General features: G+C 51.4%; 24 protein-coding genes. 7 read left to right on the top strand and 17 right to left on the bottom strand.

What is annotated here, in order from left to right; genetic code table 11:
* The first annotated feature begins 17 nt into the window (after positions 1–17).
* From DXB92_RS00120 to DXB92_RS00110, 3 genes are read left to right on the top strand one after another with little or no spacing between them, the layout of a single operon-like run.
* Complete coding sequence (locus tag DXB92_RS00120) at positions 18–1,079, top strand: 3-methyl-2-oxobutanoate dehydrogenase subunit VorB (protein WP_021680893.1); 1,062 nt, start codon at positions 18–20, stop codon at positions 1,077–1,079.
* A complete protein-coding gene (locus DXB92_RS00115) occupies positions 1,079–1,837 on the top strand; it encodes a thiamine pyrophosphate-dependent enzyme (protein WP_021680892.1) in 759 nt (252 codons plus the stop codon). The genes DXB92_RS00120 and DXB92_RS00115 overlap by 1 nt, the downstream gene beginning before the upstream one ends.
* Positions 1,834–2,370 (top strand): 2-oxoacid:acceptor oxidoreductase family protein, encoded by a 537-nt coding sequence (locus DXB92_RS00110; protein WP_021680891.1) that lies wholly within the window; start codon positions 1,834–1,836, stop codon positions 2,368–2,370. Before DXB92_RS00115 ends, DXB92_RS00110 begins: the two co-directional genes overlap by 4 nt.
* 281 nt (positions 2,371–2,651) lie before the next feature.
* Here DXB92_RS00110 and DXB92_RS00105 read toward each other — a convergent pair whose 3' ends face one another.
* The 7 genes from DXB92_RS00105 to DXB92_RS00075 all read right to left on the bottom strand — a co-directional run bounded on the left by DXB92_RS00105 (position 2,652) and on the right by DXB92_RS00075 (position 9,188).
* A complete protein-coding gene (locus DXB92_RS00105; RefSeq protein WP_117731641.1) occupies positions 2,652–4,154 on the bottom strand; it encodes a hypothetical protein in 1,503 nt (500 codons plus the stop codon).
* A gap of 109 nt (positions 4,155–4,263) precedes the next feature.
* The gene (locus DXB92_RS00100; RefSeq protein WP_242986585.1) at positions 4,264–4,995 is read right to left on the bottom strand and encodes a metallophosphoesterase family protein; all 732 of its coding nucleotides are present in this window, start codon (positions 4,993–4,995) and stop codon (positions 4,264–4,266) included.
* A 43-nt stretch (positions 4,996–5,038) separates the two neighbouring features.
* Entirely contained in the window at positions 5,039–5,584 is a 546-nt protein-coding gene (locus DXB92_RS00095) for a DUF3592 domain-containing protein (RefSeq protein WP_117731637.1), read from the bottom strand.
* Between the two features lie 179 nt (positions 5,585–5,763).
* The gene (locus DXB92_RS00090; RefSeq protein ID WP_117731635.1) at positions 5,764–5,994 is read right to left on the bottom strand and encodes a hypothetical protein; all 231 of its coding nucleotides are present in this window, start codon (positions 5,992–5,994) and stop codon (positions 5,764–5,766) included.
* A gap of 13 nt (positions 5,995–6,007) precedes the next feature.
* Positions 6,008–7,351, bottom strand: a complete 1,344-nt coding sequence (locus tag DXB92_RS00085; protein WP_117731633.1) for a Sapep family Mn(2+)-dependent dipeptidase — start codon at positions 7,349–7,351, stop codon at positions 6,008–6,010.
* Positions 7,352–7,601: 250 nt separating this feature from the next.
* Positions 7,602–8,588 carry a 2-hydroxyacid dehydrogenase gene (locus DXB92_RS00080; RefSeq protein WP_117731631.1) on the bottom strand — a complete coding sequence of 329 codons (987 nt, stop codon included), beginning with the start codon at positions 8,586–8,588 and terminating at the stop codon, positions 7,602–7,604.
* Between the two features lie 24 nt (positions 8,589–8,612).
* Complete coding sequence (locus tag DXB92_RS00075; protein WP_021680884.1) at positions 8,613–9,188, bottom strand: hypothetical protein; 576 nt, start codon at positions 9,186–9,188, stop codon at positions 8,613–8,615.
* 765 nt (positions 9,189–9,953) lie between these two features.
* Between DXB92_RS00075 and DXB92_RS00070 the strand changes: the two genes are divergently transcribed.
* On the top strand, positions 9,954–10,901 hold the full coding sequence (locus tag DXB92_RS00070; RefSeq protein ID WP_242986568.1) for a mechanosensitive ion channel family protein: 948 nt from the start codon (positions 9,954–9,956) through the stop codon (positions 10,899–10,901).
* Positions 10,902–11,560: 659 nt separating this feature from the next.
* Here the strand turns inward: DXB92_RS00070 and DXB92_RS00065 are convergent.
* Complete coding sequence (locus DXB92_RS00065; RefSeq protein WP_117731628.1) at positions 11,561–13,201, bottom strand: hypothetical protein; 1,641 nt, start codon at positions 13,199–13,201, stop codon at positions 11,561–11,563.
* 38 nt (positions 13,202–13,239) lie between these two features.
* Positions 13,240–14,601: an MATE family efflux transporter gene (locus DXB92_RS00060; RefSeq protein WP_117731626.1), complete on the bottom strand. Its 1,362-nt coding sequence runs from the start codon at positions 14,599–14,601 to the stop codon at positions 13,240–13,242.
* A gap of 402 nt (positions 14,602–15,003) precedes the next feature.
* On the opposite strand from DXB92_RS00060, the gene DXB92_RS00055 reads away from it, so the two are divergent.
* A complete protein-coding gene (locus DXB92_RS00055) occupies positions 15,004–15,309 on the top strand; it encodes a DUF6514 family protein (RefSeq protein WP_040646277.1) in 306 nt (101 codons plus the stop codon).
* A 42-nt stretch (positions 15,310–15,351) separates the two neighbouring features.
* Here the strand turns inward: DXB92_RS00055 and DXB92_RS00050 are convergent, their stop codons facing one another.
* From DXB92_RS00050 to DXB92_RS00035, 4 genes are all read right to left on the bottom strand, one after another.
* Positions 15,352–16,626: a replication-associated recombination protein A gene (locus DXB92_RS00050; RefSeq protein ID WP_117731624.1), complete on the bottom strand. Its 1,275-nt coding sequence runs from the start codon at positions 16,624–16,626 to the stop codon at positions 15,352–15,354.
* Between the two features lie 3 nt (positions 16,627–16,629).
* Positions 16,630–17,886 (bottom strand): serine hydroxymethyltransferase, encoded by a 1,257-nt coding sequence (glyA, locus tag DXB92_RS00045; RefSeq protein WP_021680360.1) that lies wholly within the window; start codon positions 17,884–17,886, stop codon positions 16,630–16,632.
* Between the two features lie 178 nt (positions 17,887–18,064).
* On the bottom strand, positions 18,065–18,745 hold the full coding sequence (locus DXB92_RS00040; protein ID WP_117731622.1) for a hypothetical protein: 681 nt from the start codon (positions 18,743–18,745) through the stop codon (positions 18,065–18,067).
* Between the two features lie 154 nt (positions 18,746–18,899).
* Positions 18,900–19,088 carry a hypothetical protein gene (locus DXB92_RS00035; RefSeq protein ID WP_117731620.1) on the bottom strand — a complete coding sequence of 63 codons (189 nt, stop codon included), beginning with the start codon at positions 19,086–19,088 and terminating at the stop codon, positions 18,900–18,902.
* A 104-nt stretch (positions 19,089–19,192) separates the two neighbouring features.
* Between DXB92_RS00035 and DXB92_RS00030 the strand changes: the two genes are divergently transcribed.
* Positions 19,193–19,417, top strand: a complete 225-nt coding sequence (locus DXB92_RS00030; RefSeq protein ID WP_181976855.1) for a helix-turn-helix transcriptional regulator — start codon at positions 19,193–19,195, stop codon at positions 19,415–19,417.
* A gap of 70 nt (positions 19,418–19,487) precedes the next feature.
* Here DXB92_RS00030 and DXB92_RS00025 read toward each other — a convergent pair whose 3' ends face one another.
* The 4 genes from DXB92_RS00025 to leuB form a co-directional block, all read right to left on the bottom strand.
* Positions 19,488–19,865, bottom strand: a complete 378-nt coding sequence (locus DXB92_RS00025) for a RidA family protein (RefSeq protein WP_277213698.1) — start codon at positions 19,863–19,865, stop codon at positions 19,488–19,490.
* Between the two features lie 213 nt (positions 19,866–20,078).
* Positions 20,079–21,275 (bottom strand): threonine ammonia-lyase, encoded by a 1,197-nt coding sequence (gene ilvA / locus DXB92_RS00020; protein WP_021680355.1) that lies wholly within the window; start codon positions 21,273–21,275, stop codon positions 20,079–20,081.
* Positions 21,276–21,302: 27 nt separating this feature from the next.
* Positions 21,303–22,490 carry an ATP-binding protein gene (locus DXB92_RS00015; protein WP_117731614.1) on the bottom strand — a complete coding sequence of 396 codons (1,188 nt, stop codon included), beginning with the start codon at positions 22,488–22,490 and terminating at the stop codon, positions 21,303–21,305.
* A 39-nt stretch (positions 22,491–22,529) separates the two neighbouring features.
* Entirely contained in the window at positions 22,530–23,615 is a 1,086-nt protein-coding gene (leuB, locus tag DXB92_RS00010) for a 3-isopropylmalate dehydrogenase (protein WP_117731612.1), read from the bottom strand.
* Between the two features lie 255 nt (positions 23,616–23,870).
* Here leuB and DXB92_RS00005 point away from each other — a divergent pair.
* On the top strand, positions 23,871–24,052 hold a 182-nt coding region (locus DXB92_RS00005), incomplete at its 3' end, for a Type 1 glutamine amidotransferase-like domain-containing protein (RefSeq protein WP_181976821.1).

Raw genomic sequence — 24,052 nt, 5'->3', positions numbered from 1 at the left:
AAGAAGGTTCATAACCAATGGAAAGAAGTCTGATGAAGGGCAACGAGGCATTGGCAGAAGCGGCAATTCGTGCCGGCTGTAAGTGCTTCTTTGGCTATCCGATCACACCGCAGACCGAACTGTCTGCGTATATGGCAAAGCGTATGGAAAAATCCGGCGGTGTCTTTTTGCAGGCAGAGTCGGAAATTGCAGCGATCAACATGGTGCTGGGTGCCGCATCTACCGGCGTGCGTGCCATGACATCGTCCTCCTCGCCCGGCGTTTCGCTGAAGGCAGAGGGAATCTCTTACATGGCTGGTTCCGACCTGCCGGGGCTGATCATCAACGTACAGCGTGGCGGTCCGGGTCTGGGCTCGATCCAGCCGGCACAGTCTGACTATAATCAGGCGACCCACGCCATGGGACACGGTGATTTTCATATTCTGGTATATGCACCATGTTCCGTACAGGAAATGGTGGACACCGTGACACTGGCATTCGATAAGGCTGACCAGTACCGCATGCCGGCAATGATTCTGGCAGACGGTCTGCTGGGACAGATGATGGAGCCGGTAACATTTCCGGAACCCCGCACCACGCTGCCGGACAAGTCCGACTGGGCTGCAAATGGTCACGGCAACAAGCGGGAACACCACATCATCAACTCTCTGTATCTGGACGCACCGCTGCTGGAGGCAAAGGTACAGGAACGGTTCAAGCGTTACGCCATTATTGAAGAAACCGAAACCGATGCAGAACTGTACTGCTGTGATGATGCGGAGATCGTCGTTACCGCTTATGGTGCATCTGCACGTGTATCCAAGTCCGCTGTCACTGCTGCCCGCCGCAAGGGCATCAAGGCAGGTCTGTGCCGTCCCAAGACCCTGTGGCCGTTCCCGAAAAAAGAACTGTGCGAAGCAACCAAGCATGCTTCTCATATTCTGGACGTGGAAATGTCTATGGGTCAGATGATCGATGACGTTCGTCTGGCAACAGAGTGCCGTCTGCCGGTATCGTTCTTCGGCAGAACCGGCGGCGTGATCCCCACTCCGGCAGAAGTACTGGCGGAGATCGAAAAACTGGCAGGAGGTGCAGAATAATGGCTGTTGTATTTGATCATCCGAAGTCCCTGCTGGACGTTTCCACACACTTCTGTCCGGGCTGCGGTCACGGTATCGTACACCGTCTGGTCTGCGAAGTCATTGACGAAATGGGCATCGAGGGCGACACCATCGGCGTTGTTCCGGTAGGCTGTTCGGTAATGTCCTATAACTATTTCGGTTGCGATGTGATCGAAGCTCCCCATGGCAGAGCTCCGGCAGTGGCTACCGGTGCAAAGCGTACCAATCCGGACAAGTTTGTCTTTTCCTATCAGGGCGACGGTGACCTTGCGGCGATCGGTACTGCAGAAACCGTTCATGTTGGTACCCGCGGCGAAAATATCGTGGTGATCTTCATCAATAACACCACCTACGGCATGACTGGCGGTCAGATGGCTCCGACCACGCTGCCGGGACAGGTGACACAGACGACACCGTTCGGCAGAAACGTTGAAACTGCCGGCTATCCGATCCGTATCTGTGAAATGATGGCAACGCTCAGCGGTACTGCATTGGCACAGCGTGTGGCGATCGACAGCGTTCCCCATATCCGCGAAGCCAAGAAGGCAATTCGCAAGGCGTTCGAAAATGAAAAGGCAAAGCGTGGTCTGTCGATCATTGAAGTGCTGTCCACATGTCCCACCAACTGGGGCATGTCGCCCACAGAGTCCATGCAGTTCGTCAAGGACAAGATGATTCCTTACTACCCGCTGGGCGTATATAAGGACGTTACCGCAGAGGAGGGTGCAAAGGCATGACAACTGAAATCATTTTAGCTGGTTTCGGCGGACAGGGCATTCTGTTTGCCGGAAAGATTCTGGCATACTGCGGACTGATCGCCGGCAAGGAACTCAGCTGGCTGCCGTCTTACGGTCCGGAAATGCGTGGTGGTACTGCTAACTGTTCCGTTTGTATTTCCGATGAACCGATCGGTTCTCCGGTCGTGACAACGCCGGACTATCTCATTGCGATGAATGGCCCGTCCTATAAGAAGTTTATCGATGCAGTCAAGCCGGACGGTCTGGTGCTGTTCGATAACTCTATTGTTGAGGAAACCTGCGAGAGAACCGACATCACGGCAATCTCTCTGCCGGCAACGGACATTGCCACCAATGCAGGGCTGAACGGTGCGGCAAACATGGTGCTGCTGGGCAGAATGCTGGCAGAAACCAACCTGTTTGATATGGACACCGTGAAAAAGGCAATGGAAAAGTGCATTCCGCCGAAACGTGCTCACCTCATTGAGGCAAACCTCAAGGCAATTGCTTTGGGAATGGCGGAAAAGAAGTAAAGGCGGTATTGTCTTTACTTATAATTTGACAATGCATTCTAAAAAACCGGCTGTCAGCCATCTGACAGCCGGTTTTTCTGTTCTTTTTCTGTAAGGCAATACCGCACAAAGAGCGTCTGGCGACTTTGCACGCCATCTGCTTGCAAATTTCCCGTCATATTTCACAAAAATGCTCGTGAATACATCAAGTATTCACTCCGCTTTTTGTTTCATCTGACGAAAAATTTGACGACGCATCTGTCGCACAATCTTTGTGCGGTATTGCCGTAAGAGTGTATTCGTTACTGCACTACCGATTCCCAGCTTGTGGGCAAACCAGCACTTTTCTGTGCAATATACAGCAATGCATAGTAAATATCTGTGGAATCCAGTGCGTCGTTTTCGTCAATATCTGCCGCCAGAAAAGCCGCACCCTCCAGCAGATCCTCCCGAATGCCGGCGGAACTCTTGGCACAGGAGTACAGCATCTCGAACAGATCCTGTGTGTCCACACTGCCGTCGGAATTGACATCGCCCTTTTCGTAGGTGAGCAGTTCTGTCTGCATGGTCAGCGTGTACTCCTGATCGGAAAAAGCAGAGTAGCTTTTATTTTCCACTTTCACATAGAACGTGCCGCCGCGAACCAGAGCCGTGTCACTGGTGGTCTTGGTTTGTTCCAGTGCAGCCTGCATGGTGAGCACCGGAGTTTCCCGCAGGGAACCGGCTTTTTCGTCGTACTGATAGCAGGTCACAGTCCACGCATTGCCGCTTTTGCTGAGGTTGTCCGGCAGGGCATGCTCCAGCGTCAGGGAAAACTGTGCGGCACTGTTTAATGTGACCTTGTAGAAATCGGTGTCGTTGACGGAAACCAGTTTTCCGGTGACAGGTGCATTTACCGGCAGAGTGTCGGCATTGGCGGTGGTATCGTTGGGTTCGCTCTCGTAGGTGTCACCGGTGGGGGTGAAATCCACAGTCAGCTGGTATTGTTCCGCATATTTCCAGTTGTTTGTCAAGGTGTTGTCTGTCTTCACCTGCACGTAGAATGTTCCCGCGTTGAATCCCTGTTCCGGAATCGTTACCGAAGTGCTGTTGTTTCGCAGGGCAGCCTTGCCCACCGGTTCCTGTGCTTCATTGTATAGAATTATGGTGCAGTTCGCAGTGCTCTGGTCAGGATTTTCCAGTGTGACAGAAATTTTTCCCGCCTCCTCTGTGGAAAACGTGTAGCAGTCGGCATCATTGGAATCGCTGAAAACGCCTTTGCAGGGGGTCGCCAGTGCAATGGGGTTGGCAGTGTTGAAATTGCCGTTGGGTTCCAACTCGTAGCTGCTGTCAGTAGCCCACTGGCTTTTCGGAGTGAAGTTTGCCGTCAGGGTGTAGGCACTCTTGGGTGGGTAGGTGTCATACTCCGGCTTTACAGAGAAGTAATAGACACCTGCTTTCCAACCGTCAGCCGGAAACTGTATATTCTCTGCAACATAGTCATCCTGAAAAACGGTCGTGCCGTCGGCGGTGTAAAAGGCAACGCGATAGGATTCCCCGAAGCCTGAAACCCAGTCCGCAGTCATGCCCATTTGTAGCGTACCGTCCTCCGGCAGGGTGATCTTGTAGTAGTCCATATCACCCTTGGCGGAGATCTCTCCGGAAACTGCTGTATTCAGGGGCAGTTCTTCCGCGGCGGCGAGGGTATCGTTTTCTCCGGCAGTGTCTGCGGTTTCGGCTGTTGCGGAAAATGGAGCCGTCAGGCAGCTGATGCAGAGCATGCCGGCGAAAATGGCGGCAAATCGTTTTTGCTTGCTGGTTTTCATAAAAATAATCCTTTCTGTGGCAGACGTTAAGGGAAACACTGCAGGCAGATTGCGTTCAGTGTTTCCCTTAGTATACCACAGAAAGGTTAATTCGGCATGGAGCCGTGGGTTAAATGTTGGTGAAAAGTGAATTCGGCTCCTGCGGAAGCTGCGGCTGAAATCCGTTTTCCGTCAGCTGTACAATGGCATCATAGAGGATCACATGCCGCGGGTCGCACTGCTTGGACAGGTGATAGTGTCCGGAGAACCAAAGGCGGAAATTCAGCTTTTCGTCCAGCTCCTGAAAGAAATCGGTCAGCCGGTTCTGGGGATAATTCCACTCTTTGAACAGCTTTTGCTGCATTTTTGTGGAAAGGCAATGGCTGATTACCACGTCAACATTCCAGTTCACATGCTCCAGTGCCTCTCTGGCATGCTGCAACTCCGTTTCGGCGGGGAGTTCTTCCGCCCACCACGACACGCCTGCCCTGCGGTATTCTTTGTCACGGCTTTCTGCACCGCCCATGGTGAAGATGCGGCGGTTTTCCAGCTGAAATATCTGTCCGCGGCAGAGATGAAAAACGTGGGGCATGATCTTTTGGATTTTGCCGCCGTGCCATTCCGTGGCGGGATATGTATGCAGCCGGTCAAAATTCTCGTGGTTGCCGTCCACCCATAGGGTTGTCCACGGTTTTTCTTCCAGCCAGTTCAGCCAGCGGCGTTCTTCGGCACAGTCCTGCCAAACCAGCCCGAAATCACCGCAGATGATGACAAAATCTTCGCGGGACAGCTGCGGCTGCATGGGAAAATTGCTTGCGGAAAGCTTTTGAATGTCACGGCTGCCGTGTATATCTCCAGTCACAAAAATCAAAGAAATCCCGTCCTTTCAGGGCGATGCCACTGCCTTAGAATAAAGCTACGCCCAAAGCTGCCAGCACCAGCAGTCCCACACCGACACAGAGCAGTACAACGCCTGCCACGCCGGTGGTGGAAACCACGTGTTCTACGTAGGCACGCTTGGGATTTTTCGGGTCATAGACTACCGGCAGTGTGCTGCCCAGTCGCCACAGTTCTCCGGCAGCAGCTTCCAGACTGTGAACCGTTCCGGTCTGCTGTATGTGGAAAACGTCGTTCCGGACAGCAATGCGGGTTTTTCCGGCAGTGCCGTCTGAAATGGGGACAACTTTTTTGGAAACAGCTATACCTTTGTAATGCCGGTAGGCAGTGTAAATTTCACCTGCCGCCTGAAATTCCACCACCGGTGCGATCGATGTACCACAGCCGCTGCCCCTGCGTTGCAGGCGGTAGCGAACTACGGTGCCGGTGGTGCGGGCAGAACATTTCCGCCGGAGCATGCCGGTGTGCCGGAAAAATGGGATCGACAGCAGGGCAGTCAGGATCCCTGCACCGCCAATGGCAAGGCAGGCAATGAGGTTGGGTGTGAGTGTCATGGTTTCTCTCCTTTTTAGTAGAGAATGCTTTTTCTGATCAGTTGTGTTACAACAGGACTGTGTTCAGATAAGATTCCAGTGATAATTTTGAAATAGGTCAAAAGCATGGAAGCTTCCTCTTCATGTAATGCCAGCGACAGATGATTACAGAAAAGGGTTAGATAAAGTCTGATATTATATCAGATATGAAAAATATACTTGAGCCAATCCAAAAAATACTGGCATGCTTCTTCTTCTGTTTCAAACGAATTGAATGAAGTGCGTTTCCCGCGTTCTGAATAGTAAGTATACCATTTCCCATTAGATTCTTCTATGCAATATGTTTCATTTGGAAGACTGCCATTTAGGTCATATGCACGTTTGTCAATGTTTAACTCATTTAATTTTCTTTCTAACGCTTTTTTTGTCATCTTTATTCCGCCTTCATTCCCCGCAGATTCGTAGAATTGCCGCTGCCATCATGCAGGTGTTTTCCTCCAGCTGTTCCAGCGGCAAAAATTCGTCGTCCCCGTGCATGTGATAGTCCCAGTCGGGGTATTCCATGCCGAATGCCACGCCGCCGGCAATGTCATGCACATAGGTGCCGCCGCCAATGGCAATACATTCGCCTTTGGTGCCGGTCTGCTCCTCATAGACTGCCAGCAAGTCCTGTACAAAAGGCGTGTCCTTGGAGGTGTGATGCGGGTCGCTCTGAATGCGTGCTTCGCACCGGAATCCCTTTGCGGCAAAGGCAGCCTGTACCTGTTCCAGCACTGCCTCTTTGGTGGTGCAGACCGGAAAGCGAATATCAACACAGCCGGTGAGCATGCCGTTTTCTACGTGGAGCATGCTGCAAATGCAGGTGAGGGCACCGGATTCTGTGTCAGCACAGGCAATGCCCAGACCGCTGCCGTCGGTGCAGCCGTGGGGGAACAGCTGTGCCAGAGCCTTGCAGTCGGCAAAGGCGGCATCGCTGCCCAGATAGGTCAGCAGTCCGGTAATGGCGTTGTCGCCGCTTTCCGGCGTGGAAGCGTGGGCTGCAACGCCCTTGTAGGCGAGTTTGTTCCCCTGGCGGGTAATTTGACTGCCCTGTTCTGCTGCACCGCAGAACGCCGCAGAAAGGCTCACAGAGGCATCTGCCGGAACAGCGTTGGGAGCAGTGCCGGCGGAGAAACGGACAATGGGATCTGCGGTCTGCTTGGTGAACTCCAGCCGGAGCATACCCTTTTCCAGATGAATGATCGGATAGCTGCCGTCCGGCGTGAATACCTGCGGCGGCATGGCAGCATGTGCCAGATAATAGGCGAGGTCGGTAGAGCCGTTTTCTTCATTGCAGCCCAGCAGGAACCGGACGTTTTTCCGCAGGGGAATGCCGGCGGCTTTGATAGCACGGAGGGCGTATAGCACTGCCACAGCCGGTCCCTTGTCGTCAATGGCACCTCTGCCGTAAATGCGGTCGTTTCGGATCTCGGCAGTGAACGGATCGGAAGTCCAGTTCGCCTGTACCGCCGGAACCACGTCCAGGTGGCACAGAATTCCCAGATGCGGCGGCAGCGTGTCGTCCCAGTCAGCGGCTCCCATGTGGTAGTCATAGTTGGTGCAGGTCATGCCCAGTGCGGACAGCTGTTCCAGCATAAAGTCCAGAGCCTCGGCAGCGGGCTTGCCATAGGGAAAGCCATCCTGCGGCTGCGGTGTGGCAACGCTGGGAAAGCCGATTAGTTTGGAAAGGGTATCTACGGCTTCCTGCCGGTGGGTGTGAATGTAAGTTTTAACTGCTTCAGGCAGCATAAAAGTTCCTTCTTCCTTTTCAATATATCGAATGGTAATATAGGAAACACTGAATAAAGCTTGTGCGTAAGATGCGTAGTCAGATTTTTCGGCAGATTGCACAGAAATTCCGCAGGCAGACTTGGTGTCTGGCAAGGGATTTCTGGGCAATATGACGGAAAATCTGCAAGCAGATTGCGTGCAAAGCCGTCAGGCGGGCTTTATTCAGTGTTTCCTATATGTAAAAACACGGCGAACCGTGTTCCTGTTCTCACTGCACCGGATTCAGCACAGTGCCGTCCTTGAAGTAAGCGTCCAGATTTTCCAGCGTGACCTGTGCGATATTGTGCAGGGCTTCCTTGGTGAGAAACGCCTGATGCGATGTCAGTACCACGTTGGGCATGGACACCAGCAGGGAGAGCAGGGTGTCCCGCTTGACCATATCGGAGCGGTCCTCAAAGAAGAAATCCGTTTCTTCCTCGTAAACGTCCAGACCGGCACCGGCGATCTTGCCGCTTTTCAGAGCGTCCAGCAGTGCTTCACTCTCTACCAGCATGCCGCGGGAGGTGTTCAGCAGATACACGCCGTCTTTCATCTGGGCAATGGTGTCGGCATTGATGAGGTGCCTGGACTGTTCCGTCAGCGGGCAGTGCAGGGAGATGATGTCGCTCTGCTGAAGCAGCTCTTCCAGCGAAACATAGGGGAAGTCTGCGTCCGGCAGGGGATAGGGGTCATATGCCACTACATTCATGCCGAATCCGCGGCAGATGCGGATAAAGATCTGCCCGATCTTGCCGGTGCCGATCACACCGACGGTTCTGCCGTGAAGATCGAATCCCACCAGACCGTTCAGGGAAAAGTTGAAATCACGGGTGCGGAAGTATGCCTTGTGAATTTTCCGGTTCAGTGTCAGCAGCAGCCCCATGGTGAATTCTGCCACGGCATAAGGCGAATAGCCGGGGACACGTGTCACGGCAATGCGTCCGGCGGCTGCCTGCCGGTCAACGTTGTTGTAGCCGGCACACCGCAGGGCGATCATTTCCACGCCGGCTTCGCACAGCCCGTCAATAACGGTTTTGTCCAGCGTGTCATTCACAAAGGGGATCACCGCACGGCAGCCCTGTGCCAGTGACACGGAATCCGGTGTCAGCTTGTGTTCATAGTATTTGATGTGGTAGTGCTGGTTCAGCTGGTCGAACCAGACACGGTCATAAGGCTTGGTGTCAAAAAAAGCAATGCGTTCTTTTTTTTCAGACATGTGTATGCTCCTTTCAGTGTTGTTTCAGGACTCCCGATGTGCACCGGGAGAGATTCGTGGTTTCAGGTATCGGCGATACAATGCGGGAAAGCTTCCCATACTGAAATCGTAACAGAAAAACATAACGTTTGCAATGCCCAGCAGGATCCAGCCGCCGTATTTGCCGTAATCGCCCAGAGATTCCAGCAGCTCTTTCATGCCCAGTACATAGACAGACACCCAGAAGAACGTCAGCACTGCGGCATTAAAGACTGCCAGCCGGAGCAGGAATCCGAGAAACTTCCAGCGGAACCGTTCCATGCCGTTTCGCAGCAGGGGAAAATAGCCAAAAAAGAACAGGAATGCCAGTGAAGCGTCCTTGTTCGGCGTGACAAAAACGGAGAGCAGTCCCACGGACAAATAGGTCAGAAAGCCCCAGTAGCCGCCGGTTTCCAGCGTCATGATATAGATGAAGGCACTCGCCAGCATGGGCAAAATCAGATAGAACATGGGAAACACGCCTGTGAGAAACATGCAGGCGATGCAGAGTGCAGCAATGATTCCTCCGAGGGCAATATGATAGCTAAGGGATTGCGAAGATTCTTTTGGTGGTTGACGCATGATGCAATGACCTCGATTCTCTGTCAAAAAGCAGTATTGGGAGCAGCACCGTGCCTGCGGAATTCCGGAACAAGCTTTACATGATGCTGCCTTGAATAGGAGCGTGTGCACATTAGGGCAATACCGCACAAAGAGCGTCTGGCGACTTTGCACGCCATCTGCTTGCAAATTTCCCGTCATATTTCACAAAAATGCTCGTGAATACATCAAGTATTCACTCCGCTTTTTGTTTCATCTGACGAAAAATTTGACGACGCATCTGTCGCACAATCTTTGTGCGGTATTGCCTTAGAATGACATGCACGTCTTTTCGGCAAAATTTTATGCGAATATGCTCAAATTCATCTTACCAGAAAAAGTGGATTCTGTCAACTGTTCTTTCCAGAATATCACGGAAATCAATCTTCATGATAGCCTCCCCTGAAAGGGGAGGGGGACCGCCGTTAGGCGGTGGAGAGGTTTTTTCGTAAAATCCTTTTATGGCGTTTCCGGCGTAAGTGGAACCCCTCAGTCAGTGCTACGCACTGCCAGCTCAGCACAAGGCACGCCCTGCGGGTGCCCTTTCAGGGGAGCCTCATTTGTCAAACTTCATAATTTGGCACAATTTAAATCAACATATTTTTGAAAATTGATTTTCGTGCCGGAATATTCAGGAAACACTGCAACAAGAATAGCATGTTCCGGAATCCTGCAATTATGCCCTTGACCTTTTTTCGGAAAAACGATATAATATTACTTATATCAACATGACAGGAGGAAATATACATGAATCCAATTCGAATATGCTCTGCCTTCTGGACGGCTTCTTCTGCGGTTGCCACAGATACCACAGATCTGGCACCTGTCGTACAGAACATGGTGGACACTGTAGGGGAAGAAGTAAAGCAGACTTCCGGCATACTGAACAAAATTTTTCAGCCTATTCTGGACAAGCTGCCGTCCCTGATCTTTGCCATACTGTTTTTGCTGATCGGCTTTTTTCTGGTAAAACAGATCATGCGGATCCTGAAGCGGGCATTCAACCGTTCCAACATGGACGGCATCATGTCCAGTTTCATTCGTTCCGTTGCCAAGATCGTACTGTATGTGCTGCTGATCGTCATTGCTCTGTCTATTCTGGACGTGCCCATGGATTCCATTGTTGCCGTGATCGCGTCTGCCGGCGTAGCAGTCGGTCTTGCCCTGAAAGACAGTCTTTCCAATCTGGCAGGCGGTTTTATCATTTTGTTCTCCAAGCCGCTGAAAGAGGGGGACACCATTGAAGCTGACGGCGTGACGGGTAAGGTAGAAGCCATTACCATTCTCTACACCCGCATTGTCACTGCGGACAACAAGACCGTTTTTATCCCAAACGGCGTAGTCGCCAGCGGCAAGATCATCAACTACACAGACAAGGATACCCGCCGCGTAGACCTGAACTTCGGCATCAGCTATGAGGACGATATTGATGCTGCCCGCAAGGTACTGCTGGAGCAGGTGCAGGCGGCTCCGGAGGCTTTGGCAGAACCGGAAGCGAAAGTGGTGGTGTTCAGTCACGACGACAGTGCTGTGGTGCTGCAATTGCAGGTGTGGACCAAGAGCGAAAACTACTGGCAGCTGCACTACCGGCTGCTGGAGAACGTGAAAAAGGCGTTCGACAGCCACGGTATCTCTATTCCGTATCCGCAAATGGACGTACATATGCCGGAAGAAACCACGGATTCCAATTCCTAATATTTCCAACACGAAAATGTTGCACCTATTTGTATTTCTTATATAGAATTAATGTAAACAATCTGTAATTCTGTTGACAGAAGGGGTAGACAGGGGTATAATATAAGTATCCTTTCTTAAAAATTTTTTTCATAAAAATCCCCTTACTAAAACGCTCGTCTGCTCCCTCAGGCGAGCGTTTTACTTTGTGCAGATCATCCCATGCAAAACAGACGGACTAGTTTGAGGCAGCACATTTCAAATGTGAAATAATTGTAAATTATCTTGAAAACTGTTGACAGAGGGGGTAGGCATGAGTATAATATAAGTATCCTTTCTTAAAAATTTTTTTCATAAAAATCCCCTTATTAAAATGCCCGTCTGCTCCCTCAGACGGGCATTTTACTTTTTCGAAGAGCAAAACAGATGCGAAACACGCAAAAAACGCTGACTGTACCATGCAAGTCAGCGTTTTTATTTGTAGGTTGTTAAGGCAATACCGCACAAAGATTGTGCGACAGATGCGTCGTCAAATTTTTCGTCAGATGAAACAAAAAGCGGAGTGAATACTGGATGTATTCACGAGCATTTTTGTGAAATATGACGGGAAATTTGCAAGCAGATGGCGTGCAAAGTCGCCAGACGCTCTTTGTGCGGTATTGCCTTATAAAAGGATCAGCTTACAGGACGAAAGAATCCCAGGCGATGTGGTTGCCTACTGCACGGTTTGCAACGTACAGGAGGAGATAATAAATGTCTGTACTGTCCAGAGCTGCCGTGCTGGTCTGTCCCAGTGTGTCGAAGTCCATGAGGTAGAATGCAAAATCCTCCATGTTGGCATCGGTGGAAGTACCGGTATACAGAGTGGTTTTCATACCGACAGCCTTTTGGGCAATGTAGAGGGACAGGTAGAAAATATCAGTGGAGTCTACGCCGCCGTCAAAGTTCAGGTCGCCGCGTTTGCCTACCATGATGTTCTGTGTCACGTTCTTGTCGGTAGTCTTCCACTTCAGCAGTTTGCCGTTATAGTACAGGGGCATGTTGGGAGAGGAGAAGAAACCGTTCTTTGCCTGTTTATCGTAGAGTTCCTTCGGCGTTGCACCGTAGCAGTCCACCAGACGGGTGATGTCCACATCAGATTCTGTGGTGCCGTCGGTATAGGTCACGTCTGCAAGGATCTTGCTTGCAAAGTCTGTCGCACGAATGATGTTGGTGTTGCTGTCCGTGTAGAACTGTACGTTATCCTGCTGGGAATCGGTAACAGCAACGCTGTCCACGCCTACTGCAATGGAAGTGCCCACCAGTTCAGTGGGGAATTCCTTGCTCTTGTTGCTGGTAAGCTGGGTGGGAGCCTCGTTGGCACCGACAGTTTCCCGTGTCAGGAACTGCACGTCATATATGCCGGAAGCAGTGCCCTTGGAGATAACGATATTGACATGGAACAGCGGGAATTCGTCAGAAGTGCTGCCGAGGAATTCGGCACCGTCCTTCAGCTGGCTGGTACCAGCGACCCACATGACGCTGTTGCAGGTATCCGGCAGCTTTTCGCCTTCCGGTGTGTCCGGATTGTAGCGGGGGAGTGTCGCCGTCTTGGTAATGGTCTGGAACGAACTCTGGTCGATGTAGTCATAGGAGTACACGCCGTTGCCGTTCTCGTCCACTGTCACATCTGCAATGAAATCCTTGTTGGTCTTTTTCACGCCGTTTTTGCGTTCGTCTGCACTGTTGTAGAACGAGGCGTTAAACTTGATCTTGTTCTTTCCGGCACTGGTGATCGTCGAGCCGAAGATCGGGTCACAGGCATATTCTCTGGTGGTGAACATCGGAGAATTGCTGTCGTATTCGTCATCATAAACAGAGCCGAAGCAGTACGGCACATAGTCCGTGGTGAACGTGCCCTGACTGCTGTTATAGGTTTTCTTTTCCGAAGTCCGGTGAGCGTTGTCGCCGGTGGAGATGCCGGAGAAGTAAACGCTGTCAGTTTTTTCATCGTTGCGGAACGCATCGTACTTTACCATAACGGAGCCGAAGCGGTTGGCAGTACTGCCGGAGATATACACAGCTGCCGGAATGACCACGTCGCCGGCGGCAACTTCTTCTGCCGTGACGAAATTCCGTTCCGGTACGAAACGCAGCTGATAGGGCAGGGTGTTGGCGGTGCCGGTTGCCTGAAACGGGTTGGCTTCGGCTGCCGCTGCATCAAAGACAGTGCTTTCTTCCAGTGCAGATTCTTCTGCCGCAGCGGAAAAAGCCAGCGTCTGCGGCAGCACCAGTGTTGCAGAGAACACCGCTGCACTGATCAGTGAGATGAATTTTTTCATAAAAGTATCCTTTCTTGGGGTGTGTTTCCTTAATGTTCTCACGCCGAAACCGCAGCCTCCGCAGGGAGCAGCTGCCGTTTCAGCTTTCGCATGTCCACAAAGTAAACGGTGATCAGCAGTACGTCGGCGAAGATCCACGCCACCGGACTTGCCATGACGGCAGCCATGTAGCCAAAGGTGGGAACAAAGCCGAAGCAGACCAGCGACCGTGCCGCCAGTTCGCTGACACCTGCCATCATCGGCATCAGGCTGTAGCCCATGCCCTGCAGGGAATTCCGCAGGATAAAGAGCACGCCCAGCACCGGATAGAAGATCGCATTTAGACGCATGTACTGTACTGCCAGCTGAATGACTTCTGTTTCAGAGGGATCGAGGAACAGGTATGCGGTGTATTTTCCCAGAATCCACAGGAAAGCAATGCAGAATGCACAGTAACACATGGAAACGTACATGCTCAGGCGAATGCCGTCGCGGATCCGGTAAAACTTTTTGGCACCCAGATTCTGTCCGCAGAAGGTTGCCATTGTGATGCCAAGCGATTCCAGCGGGCCCATGACAATGGCACAGATCTTCTGTGCGGCAGTGACACTGGTGACTGCCAGCGAGCCGAGGGAGTTGACAGAGGTTTGCAGAATGATCGAACCGATCGCCGTAATGGAAAACTGTAGTGCCATCGGCAGACCAATGGACAGCAGCCGGCTGCACCGCTTCAGTTCCAGTCTGCATTCTCCCTGCTGAAACCGCATGATCTCGAATTTTTTGTACAGGTAAAACAGGCAGAGCAGTCCGGAGATACCCTGTGAAATGACAGTGGCATAGCCGGCACCAGCAACGCCAGAGTGCAGTCCCACCAGAAATACCAGATCGAGAACGATATTCAAAACAGACGAAATGGCGAGGAACAAGATCGGGGACTTGCTGTCACCGACGGCACGGAGAATCGCCGCAAGGCTGTTGTACAGCACCGAGGTGAGAATGCCGCCGAAAATGACAATGATATAATCGTAGGAATACTGATAAATATCGTCCGGCGTTTTCATCCAGTGCAGGATCGTTCCTGTGCCGATCATGGTGAGAATGGTCAGAAGTACGCCGATCAGTGCACCTAAATAATAGGAGTTAGCAATATTTTTCCGCATGTTCTGGTAGTCGCCGGCACCGAACGCCTGTGCCACAGGAATGGAAAGCCCCGTGCAGATGCCGGTGGCAAATCCCACCACCAGAAAGCTGATAGCACCGGTGGCACCCACGCCTGCCAAGGCACTGGCACCCAGATAGCGTCCCACGATGACCGTATCTACCATGCTGTACAACTGCTGCAAAATGTTGCCAAACACCATGGGACCGCAGAAGCGTAAGATCAGCCCCAGCGGTTTCCCCGCAGTCATATCTTTTGTCATAACAGAGATCCCCTTTCGAAAAAGCATGTTTCTCTATTATAGCAACATCATGTGTGTTCGTCTAGTCGCATTTCCGACAAAGATTTCCGACTGTAACCGCAGGAATCTTGTGGATTTTACATGGACAGCACAGCATTTTTAACGTATTGCAGTTGCAATGTGTCTGCTTCGTTTCACTTCGCGGAAAAGTCTGGGAAAACGCTGCAAAAAGCTTTGCTGTCGACCTTGTGCGATGTTGTCTTTTTCCCTGTGTTTTCTCAAAATTTCGACAAAACACGTGGCTTTTCAGCCTTTTCATTTTCGCGGAGAAATGTTATACTGGTAGACAGAAGGAACATCTGCTGCAAAATGCAGCACTGCCCAGAGAAAAAGATTCTATTTACCAGAACAGGAGCATACAAAATGAAAACGAAGTTGAAAACCCGTTCCCAGTCCCGCCCCGCGGAACTCATTGTTTATATGGAAGTCTACAGCAGCAACCGTGTGGTCTACCGTGTCACTGCCGGCAGCATCGTGCGGCAGGGAATCCGGCAGCCCACCTATGGAATCATGCTGGAGGACTTGTACACCGAAGAACGCCAGAGCATTCCCGACTTTTCCGGCAGTCTGGAACAGACGATCCGCTTTGCCAATGACCTAATCCGGCGTGAAGTCAAGCCGTCAGGTCTGTATGACATGGCGTTGGAGCATCTGTCCCGCCGAATCTAGGGCACCTTACGCACAATCTTTGTGCGGTATTGCCTAAAATCTTTACGTCTGATCTTCCCGCAGGATTTTTTCCCGATAGGCTGCCGCGGCCTGTTCCTGCCGGTTCTCGCCGAACTGGTAATAGACCTTGTCCTTGAGAATATCCGGCAGGTACTGCTGTTTGACATAGTGGTTGGGATAGTCGTGGGGATAGCGGTAGTGCTGCCCGCGGACAGCTGCCTCTGCCCCGTCGAAATGTTTATTCTGTAAATGCCGCGGAAAATCCGGTGCTCCATATTCTTCCACGTCTGCCATTGCCCGATTGATCGCTTCGTAGGCACTGTTAGACTTTGGCGAAGTGGCGAGGAGCACCACGGCTTCTGCAATGGGAATACGGGCTTCGGGCAGCCCCAGCTGGAGGGCACTGTCCACGCATGCCTTTGTGATGACAATTGCCTGCGGATATGCCAGCCCCACGTCTTCTGCCGCAATGACCAGCAGCCGCCGGCAGACGGACAGCAAATCATTTGCCGCCAGCAGTCTTGCCGTATAGTGCAGGGCTGCATTTTCGTCGGAGCCGCGAATGGACTTTTGCAGGGCAGACAGCAGATCATAGTGCTGGTCGTTGTCCCGATCGTATCGCATGTTGCTGCGTTGCGTCAGTTCCTGTGCCAGTTCATCGGAAATGACAATGCCGTTTTCGGTGTGTTCACCGGACAGCACGATCAGTTCCACCGTGTTCATGGCTTTGCGGACATCGCCGCCGCAGCCCCGTGCGATCCAGCCGCAGACACCGTCTGACAGGTGAATTGTTTCGCCCAGCTGTTGTTCCATACAGCGGAAACCACGGGCAACAGCACGTTCCAGTTCCTCCGGCGGAACCGGCTTGAACTCAAACACGGTGGAACGGCTGATGAGAGCGTTGTACACGGCAAAGTAGGGGTTCTCCGTGGTGGAGGCGATCAGGGTGATCTGCCCGTTTTCCATGTATTCCAGAAGCAGCTGCTGCTGTTTCTTGTTGAAATACTGGATCTCGTCCAGATAGAGGAGAATGCCGTTCATGCCGGAAAAGGTGCCCACTTCTGCCACCACGTCGCGAATATCCGCCGTCGAGGCAGAGGTGCCGTTCAGCTTGTGCAGTGTCATCGAGGTGCTGTCCGCAATGATGCGGGCAACGGTGGTTTTCCCCACGCCGGAGGGACCATAGAAGATCATGTTGGGGATTTTTCCGCTTTCAATAATTCGCCGCAGAGGCTTTCCGGCGGCGAGCAGCTGCCGCTGTCCTACCACATCGTCCAGCGTGCTGGGGCGAATCTGATCTGCAAGGGGTGTGTGCATGGTTTATTCGTACAGCGGGTACTTCTTGCACAGCTCGCAGACACTCTCGCGAACTTCCTCTGCCTTGTTCTCGAAGTCGGAAGCGGCGAGGTACATTGCCTGTGCAATAATTTCCATATCTGCCGGCTGCAAACCGCGGGTAGTAACTGCCGGTGTACCTACGCGGATACCGCTGGTAACGAACGGCTTCTGCGGGTCGTTGGGGATTGCATTCTTGTTGACGGTGATGAACACTTCGTCCAGACGGCGTTCGAATTCCTTACCGGTGAGGTCGCCGAAAGGACGCAGGTCTACCAGCATCAGGTGGTTGTCTGTGCCGCCGGATACCAGACGGAATCCACGCTGCATCAAGCCGTCAGCCAGTGCGGAAGCGTTTGCAACAACAGTCTTGCCGTAGGTCTGGAATTCCGGCTTCAGTGCTTCACCGAAGCAGACAGCCTTTGCTGCGATCACATGCATCAGCGGGCCGCCCTGTGTGCCGGGGAATACTGCCTTGTTGATCTTCTTTGCCAGTTCCTCGTCGTTGGTCAGGATCAGACCGCCTCTCGGACCGCGGAGAGTCTTGTGGGTGGTGGTAGTGGTGATGTCGGCATAGGGTACCGGCGACGGGTGAACGCCTGCGGCAACCAGACCGGCGATGTGAGCCATGTCTACCATGAGGTATGCTCCTACAGACTTTGCGATCTCGGACAGACGCTTGAAGTCGATGATGCGGGGATATGCACTTGCACCGGCAACGATCAGCTTCGGCTTGACTTCCTTTGCCAGAGCCTCGGCACGGTCGTAGTCGATATATTCATCATCGCCCAGTTCATAGGGAACGAAGTTGAAGTACTTGCCAGAGATGTTGACCGGAGAACCGTGTGTCAGGTGGCCGCCGTGTGCCAGGCTCATGCCCATAACCGTATCGCCCGGCTGGAGCAGTGCGAAGTATACAGCAGTGTTTGCCTGTGCACCGGAATGGGGCTGTACATTGGCATACTTGGCACCGAACAGCTTGCAGGCACGTTCGATAGCGATTTCCTCTACTACGTCTACATATTCGCAGCCGCCGTAGTACCGCTTGTGGGGCAGACCTTCTGCATACTTGTTGGTGAGGGCAGAACCCATAGCAGCCATAACTGCCGGAGAAACCAGGTTCTCGCTGGCGATCAGTTCCAGATTCCGACGCTGGCGACCCAGCTCCTCATTCATTGCCTGTCCGACTTCCGGATCGAACTGGGAAACAAAACCAATGGTGTCCATCATATTTGCGTACATGGTAAAAACTCCTTTTGATAAATTGAAACCCGCAGGGCAGATTCCTATAGCTTTCATTATACAATATTTCAGCGGAAATTACAAGCGTTTTGCGGAAAAAAGATAGGGTGCGATTCTGTTGCCGCTCTCCATGTAAGATCAAGCCTCACTCAAAAAAGGGAACCAAATTTGTGAAATTTTAGATTTCTATAAAAGACAGGAAAATATCCTTAGATCGAAATCGTTCTTGTTCTGTCGTTGTGAAAAAATCACGCTCACAGCGAATTTCTTTTAACTGCGGAAAATGGAGCAAACTGGAAGCGTTATCGTTTGTCATATCTGTAAACTCTAGTATTTCGAACCAATCAAATCTTTCTAGCTTGGACAGGGAAAAATCTTCCTTGGGATAGAAGTATCCGTCAAAATACCCATAGTGAAACTGTTCTGAACTGGAAAAGGTTTCGTCTGTTTCAGGATCAAAGTTACAAATTTTTACATCGCCTAACCGGTCACAGCTTTCAGAACTGAGGGTGATTTTTTTTCCGCATAAAAAAGATTCGGGATTGTTTTTGATATATCGGGATATATAGTCCGCGATCTCACACATTCTTTCTAATTCGCCTTCTTTTTCTTGACCATGAGTTTCATCATGAATTTCAAAATACATCTCAATTTTGTTACTTCCCTTGTGATAAGACGGATATGTGCATCTTATGCGTTCATTTTCAACGCAGATAGTTCGATTTATTTCGGATTCTATGTATTTTGTTTCATATTTGAAAGCGACATTATCGTAACAAGATACAACCAATACTAATGTGAGAAATAAACAAACGGACAAAGCTAATCCAATTAGAAAATGTTTTGTTTTTTGATTCATGTGCTTCCCCTTTTGCAGCAGCGTATGTACTGCTGCTGGATAGATGCTGGTTTCCTGACGTTTTTAGCTGGAAAATGCTTGTGTATATTTTTATTGTACGATATTTCAGCGGAAATTACAAGCGTTTTGCGGAAAAAAAGAGCCGGTAAAAACGTTAGGAATCGCTGCCAATGACCAGTTTCTCTGTTTCCTGTGTGACTTTTCGCAACTGCTTCGCCTGTTCTGAAAGAAGTTTGGCAGTGGTTTCGGGGCAGTTTTTCGAAGCGGCTGTTTGTTCCAGTGCATCAATGGTGTCACAGACGGCACAGAATAACCGGAAGTAAGGTCTTTTGTAATTTGTCATGGGAAAACCTCCTTTTTGCTTCATTATATACCAATTTGGTTTATAAGTCAATATACCGTTTTGGTTTGGCATATAATGAGTAAAAAACGGAGGAAAAGAACTTGTTGTTACAGCGGCTTCGTGATTTACGGGAAGATATGGATTTATATCAAAAAGACATTGCAGATTACCTGCACTGCTCGCAGGTGACATATTCCAGATATGAACTGGGAACAAGAGAAATCCCTTTGGAATCGCTGAATGCCCTTGCAGATTTTTATGGGGTAAGTGTAGATTATCTCATGGGGCGAACAGATGAGAAAAAGCCTTATCCCAAAGGCAATCGATAATGACAAAAAAGCGGAGAACGTCTAAAAAACGTTCTCCGCTTCTCATTTCTCTTTGCGTGAAGCCTACCGCTTACAGAGCCGCGATAACTTCAACTTCTACCAGCACACCCTTGGGCAGGTCTGCTACGCCAACACAGCTTCTTGCCGGCTTTGCATCGCCCATGGCTTCGGCGTACACTTCATTGAATGCACCGAAATCCCGTGCTACGTCCTTGAGGAAGCAAGTCGTCTTGACAACCTTGTCGAAGCTGGTGCCTGCGGCTTCCAGAACGGCTTTCAGGTTTGCCATGACCTGCTTGGACTGTCCCACGATGTCAGCTGCTTCTACATTGCCGGTCGCCGGATTGATGGCAATCTGACCGGAAGTGTACAGCATATCACCGATTTTGACAGCCTGTGAATACGGACCGATTGCGTTTGGTGCGTTTTTGGTATAAATGGTATCCATGATAAAAACCTCTTTTCAAAAAATAGGGATTTCTTAGGCAATACCGCACAAAGATTGTGCGACAGATGCGTCGTCAAATTTTTCGTCAGATGAAACAAAAAGCGGAGTGAATACTTGATGTATTCACGAGCATTTTTGTGAAATATGACGGAAAATTTGCAAGCAGATGGCGTGCAAAGTCGCCAGACGCTCTTTGTGCGGTATTGCCTTATTTTAGTCCACCAGATGGAATCCTGCTTCCATGAGGGCACTGCGGATCTCCTGAATGTGTGCGTAATCTCTGGTTTCCATGGTGATCCGCAGGAAGCAGCCGTTGATGTCGCTGCCCTCGTTGGCACGTTCATGGTGAATGGAGATGACGTTGCCGCCCAGATCGGCGATGATGCGGGAAACATCTTTCAGCTGACCCGGCTTGTCCAGCAGTTCAATGTTGAGCATGCAGCTTCTGCCGGACATCAGCAGACCACGCTTGATGACACGGGACAGAATAGTCACGTCGATGTTGCCGCCGGAAACCAGACAAACCACTTTCTTGCCCTCTACGGGAACCTTGTGGAACATTGCCGCAGCCACAGATGCTGCACCGGCACCCTCTGCGATCAGCTTCTGCTTTTCGATCAGAGCCAGAATTGCAGCGGAGATCTCGTCGTCGGTCACAGTCACAATGTCGTCCACATACTTCTTGACATACTCGAAAGTGTGAGGCCCCGGTTCCTTGACGGCGATACCGTCGGCAATGGTGGAAACGGAGTCCAGACAGGTGATCTTATCGTTGTGAATGGACTCGTACATGCTGGGTGCACCGCTTGCCTGTACGCCGTAAACCTTGATATTCGGGTTCAGCTGCTTAATGGCAAATGCCACGCCGGAGATCAGTCCGCCGCCGCCGATCGGCACGATCACTGCGTCCACGTCTGCCATCTGATCCAGAATTTCCAGACCGATGGTGCCCTGTCCGGCAATGACGTTTTCGTTGTCGAAGGGGTGTACAAAAGTGTAGTTGTGTTCCTTCTGGAGCTCTACAGCCTTGTTGTAGGCATCGTCATAGACACCCTTGACCATGCAGACCTCTGCACCGTAACTCTTGGTAGCTTCTACCTTGGAGATCGGAGCACCGTCCGGCAGGCAGATGAGAGCCTTCATGTGGTTCTTTGCCGCAGCCAGAGCCACACCCTGTGCGTGGTTGCCGGCAGAGCAGGCGATGACACCCCGTGCCTTTTCTTCTTCTGTCAGCTGGGACATCATGTAATAGGCACCGCGAACCTTGAAAGAACCGGTGACCTGCAGGTTCTCTGTCTTGAGAAACAGATTGCAGTCCGGACAGAGTTTCGGTGCCTGAATCAGATCCGTTTTCCGGATCACGCTCCGGAGCACGTGGCTTGCTTGATAGATTTTATCCAATGTCAGCATGGATAGGACTTCCTTTCCATAATCATATTAAGAACGCTGTGTCAGCAGCTGGTCGATCAGCTGCTTTGCAGCACGGGCACTTCTGCCGCTTTTCTGGAGGGCGAACTGTTCTGCCTGTGCGTCCAGTTCCTCCATGGTGATGTCCAGACCGTTCTGTTCTGCCAGAGCGTGGACGATCTCCAGATACAGGTTCTTCTGCGGGCGGCTGTAGGTAATTGTGATGCCAAATCGTTCCGACAGGGAGATGCGTTCCTGTACGGTGTCGTTGGAGTGCTTGTCGCTGCCGTCGTCAAAGGTTTCCTTGACCAGATGCCGCCGGTTGCTGGTGGCGTAGATGACGGTATTCCGCATTCTGGCGGCAATGCTGCCCTCCAGAGTCGCTTTCAGCGTGCCAAAGTTGGGGTCGTCCTCGGAGAATGTGAGGTCGTCAATAAAGAGGATAAACTTCAGCGGATTTTTGCACAGGTGATCCATGATCTGGGGAATGTAGCACAGTTGGTCTTTGTTCAGTTCGATCAGCCGCAGTCCGTCGTCTTTGAACGCGTTGGCAATTGCCTTGACAGTTGCAGATTTTCCCGTGCCGGCATCTCCGGCGAGGAGGACGTTGGAGGCGTATTTTCCTGCAAGGAGTGCCTTGGTATTCTCTACCACAATGCCGCGTTCCCGTTCGTATCCCACCATTTGTTCCAGAGAAATGGGGTCAGGATACTGCACCGGAACCAACTCGCCGCTTGCTCCGACGGTGAACATGTGGTGCCGTGCATAGATGCCGTAGCCGTGCTTGCCGATCTCCGCTACACGCTGGGTGTAGAGCTTGTCCAGATCGGTCTTGTGGGTCTGCCATGCCGGCAGGGGAATGCTGGTCTGCATCTCTGCCTGAATCATGGCAGGGGTGAGCATTGCAATGCGGTTCAGCAATTTCAATTCTGTGTGCAGGCAGGTTTCCATGTTCTGCGAAATGGTTTCGCCGGCACCGGCACGCTGGACATAAACGTTTTCGTGTTCCAGAACGATCTGTTCCAGATAGCCGGTGAGGTCGTCTGCCCGTTCATACAGGGCGGAAACCATGGCACTGTAAAAGCGGATCTGTGCGGGGGTATTTTCCTTGTCAGTGTGGCAGAACTGCATCAGTGCACGAAGCACCGGATCCTGCTGTAAACTGCGGAAAATGACAAGGGCATCCAGCCCGTATCCGATTTCTTCTCTGGGAGTCATATGGGTCATCTCTTTCGACTATTTTTATAAGAATACTGCTTACTTCAGCAGTGCAATGATCTTTTCGGTGCATTCGGTGCAGGACAGCGGTGTTACGCCCTCGCCAGCCAGATCGGCAGTGCGGTAGCCTGCATTCAGATATGCGTCCACAGCGTCTTCGATTGCCTGTGCCTCGTCCATGAGGTCGAAGGAGTAGCGGAGCATCATGGCTGCGGAGAGAATGGTTGCGATGGGGTTTGCCTTGTTCTGTCCGGCAATATCTGGTGCAGAACCGTGGATCGGCTCGTACATGCCACGCTTGGTGGCACCCAGAGAAGCCGACGGTAGCATACCGATAGAACCGGTGATCTGGGAAGCTTCATCGGACAGAATGTCGCCGAACATATTGGAGGTGACAACTACGTCAAACTGTCTGGGATTCTTGACCAGCTGCATGGCTGCGTTGTCTACCAGCATATCGGTGAGGGTGACGTCCGGATAATCCTTTGCCACTTCGTGAACGACTTCACGCCACAGACGGGAGCTTTCCAGAACGTTTGCCTTGTCGATGCTGATGACGTTCTTGTTCCGCTTCTGTGCAGTCTCAAAAGCCACGCGTGCGATACGCTCTACTTCCATTTTGCTGTAGCACTCGGTGTCATATGCTTCTTCGCCGTACTTGCCCTCGCGTCTGCCCCGTTCGCCGAAGTAGATGCCGCCGGTCAGTTCACGAACCATCATGATGTCGAAGCCCTTTGCCACGATGTCTTCCCGCAGGGGGCAGTCGCCTTTCAGAGCCGGATACAGCTTTGCCGGACGCAGGTTGGTGAACAGTCCCAGAGCCTCACGAATTCCCAGCAGAGCCTTTTCCGGTCGGAGATGCGGCGGCATCTGATCCCACTTGTTGTGACCGACTGCACCGCCGACAGCACCCAGCAGGACGCTGTCGCTTGCCAGACAGCCGTCAATGGTTTCTTTCGGCAGGGGAATGCCGGTGGCATCGATCGCACAGCCGCCAATCAGGTACGGGGTGCAGGTGAAGGTGTGACCGTATTTCTCGCCGATCTTGTGGAGAACAGCCACAGCACTGTCTACGATCTCCGGACCGATACCGTCGCCCCGAAGCAATGCAATGTTAAAATTCATGGGAAAGACTCCTTTTTGTTTCCTTGGTTTGGCGGAACAAATCGGTCGCACAATCGCTGTTTGTTCCGCAAATACTCTTTCATTATACACCAAAGCTGTGAAGATTACAAGGTTTTTGTGAAAATTCTGCATTTCGCCACAAAAAAGCCGGTGCGGAGGGGGCTGTGTCGGTGATTTTGGTTGTGGATTGACTTGGTTGGGACTGTGTGGTATAATGAAGGTGCGGTAAATCGGAATTTATAAAGGAGAATATTGATGAAACTATTTTTATGTTCGCACTTTTCAAGTGTAGGAAGTCTGATAAAGGAAGAAATTGAAAATAAGAAAGTCGCATTTATTCCAACAGCTTCACTGCATGAAGGCTACACCGGTTATGTCGGCTCAGCTCGAAAATTATTCAAAAAGTTGGGAGCAATCGTAACTGAAATTGATATTTC

Source organism: Ruminococcus sp. OM06-36AC (assembly GCF_003438725.1).
GTDB lineage: Bacteria > Bacillota > Clostridia > Oscillospirales > Ruminococcaceae > Ruminococcus_C > Ruminococcus_C callidus.
This window is presented reverse-complemented; position numbering and strand designations above follow the sequence as displayed.

Coding starts and splice junctions, on each gene's coding strand:
- DXB92_RS00120 (WP_021680893.1), top strand. CDS start 18: ATGGAAAGAAGTCTGATGAAGGGCAACGAGGCATTGGCAGAAGCGGCA.
- DXB92_RS00115 (WP_021680892.1), top strand. CDS start 1,079: ATGGCTGTTGTATTTGATCATCCGAAGTCCCTGCTGGACGTTTCCACA.
- DXB92_RS00110 (WP_021680891.1), top strand. CDS start 1,834: ATGACAACTGAAATCATTTTAGCTGGTTTCGGCGGACAGGGCATTCTG.
- DXB92_RS00105 (WP_117731641.1), bottom strand. CDS start 4,154: ATGAAAACCAGCAAGCAAAAACGATTTGCCGCCATTTTCGCCGGCATG.
- DXB92_RS00095 (WP_117731637.1), bottom strand. CDS start 5,584: ATGACACTCACACCCAACCTCATTGCCTGCCTTGCCATTGGCGGTGCA.
- DXB92_RS00090 (WP_117731635.1), bottom strand. CDS start 5,994: ATGACAAAAAAAGCGTTAGAAAGAAAATTAAATGAGTTAAACATTGAC.
- DXB92_RS00085 (WP_117731633.1), bottom strand. CDS start 7,351: ATGCTGCCTGAAGCAGTTAAAACTTACATTCACACCCACCGGCAGGAA.
- DXB92_RS00080 (WP_117731631.1), bottom strand. CDS start 8,588: ATGTCTGAAAAAAAAGAACGCATTGCTTTTTTTGACACCAAGCCTTAT.
- DXB92_RS00075 (WP_021680884.1), bottom strand. CDS start 9,188: ATGCGTCAACCACCAAAAGAATCTTCGCAATCCCTTAGCTATCATATT.
- DXB92_RS00070 (WP_242986568.1), top strand. CDS start 9,954: ATGAATCCAATTCGAATATGCTCTGCCTTCTGGACGGCTTCTTCTGCG.
- DXB92_RS00065 (WP_117731628.1), bottom strand. CDS start 13,201: ATGAAAAAATTCATCTCACTGATCAGTGCAGCGGTGTTCTCTGCAACA.
- DXB92_RS00060 (WP_117731626.1), bottom strand. CDS start 14,601: ATGACAAAAGATATGACTGCGGGGAAACCGCTGGGGCTGATCTTACGC.
- DXB92_RS00055 (WP_040646277.1), top strand. CDS start 15,004: ATGAAAACGAAGTTGAAAACCCGTTCCCAGTCCCGCCCCGCGGAACTC.
- DXB92_RS00050 (WP_117731624.1), bottom strand. CDS start 16,626: ATGCACACACCCCTTGCAGATCAGATTCGCCCCAGCACGCTGGACGAT.
- glyA (WP_021680360.1), bottom strand. CDS start 17,886: ATGTACGCAAATATGATGGACACCATTGGTTTTGTTTCCCAGTTCGAT.
- DXB92_RS00040 (WP_117731622.1), bottom strand. CDS start 18,745: ATGAATCAAAAAACAAAACATTTTCTAATTGGATTAGCTTTGTCCGTT.
- DXB92_RS00035 (WP_117731620.1), bottom strand. CDS start 19,088: ATGACAAATTACAAAAGACCTTACTTCCGGTTATTCTGTGCCGTCTGT.
- DXB92_RS00025 (WP_277213698.1), bottom strand. CDS start 19,865: ATGGATACCATTTATACCAAAAACGCACCAAACGCAATCGGTCCGTAT.
- ilvA (WP_021680355.1), bottom strand. CDS start 21,275: ATGCTGACATTGGATAAAATCTATCAAGCAAGCCACGTGCTCCGGAGC.
- DXB92_RS00015 (WP_117731614.1), bottom strand. CDS start 22,490: ATGACTCCCAGAGAAGAAATCGGATACGGGCTGGATGCCCTTGTCATT.
- leuB (WP_117731612.1), bottom strand. CDS start 23,615: ATGAATTTTAACATTGCATTGCTTCGGGGCGACGGTATCGGTCCGGAG.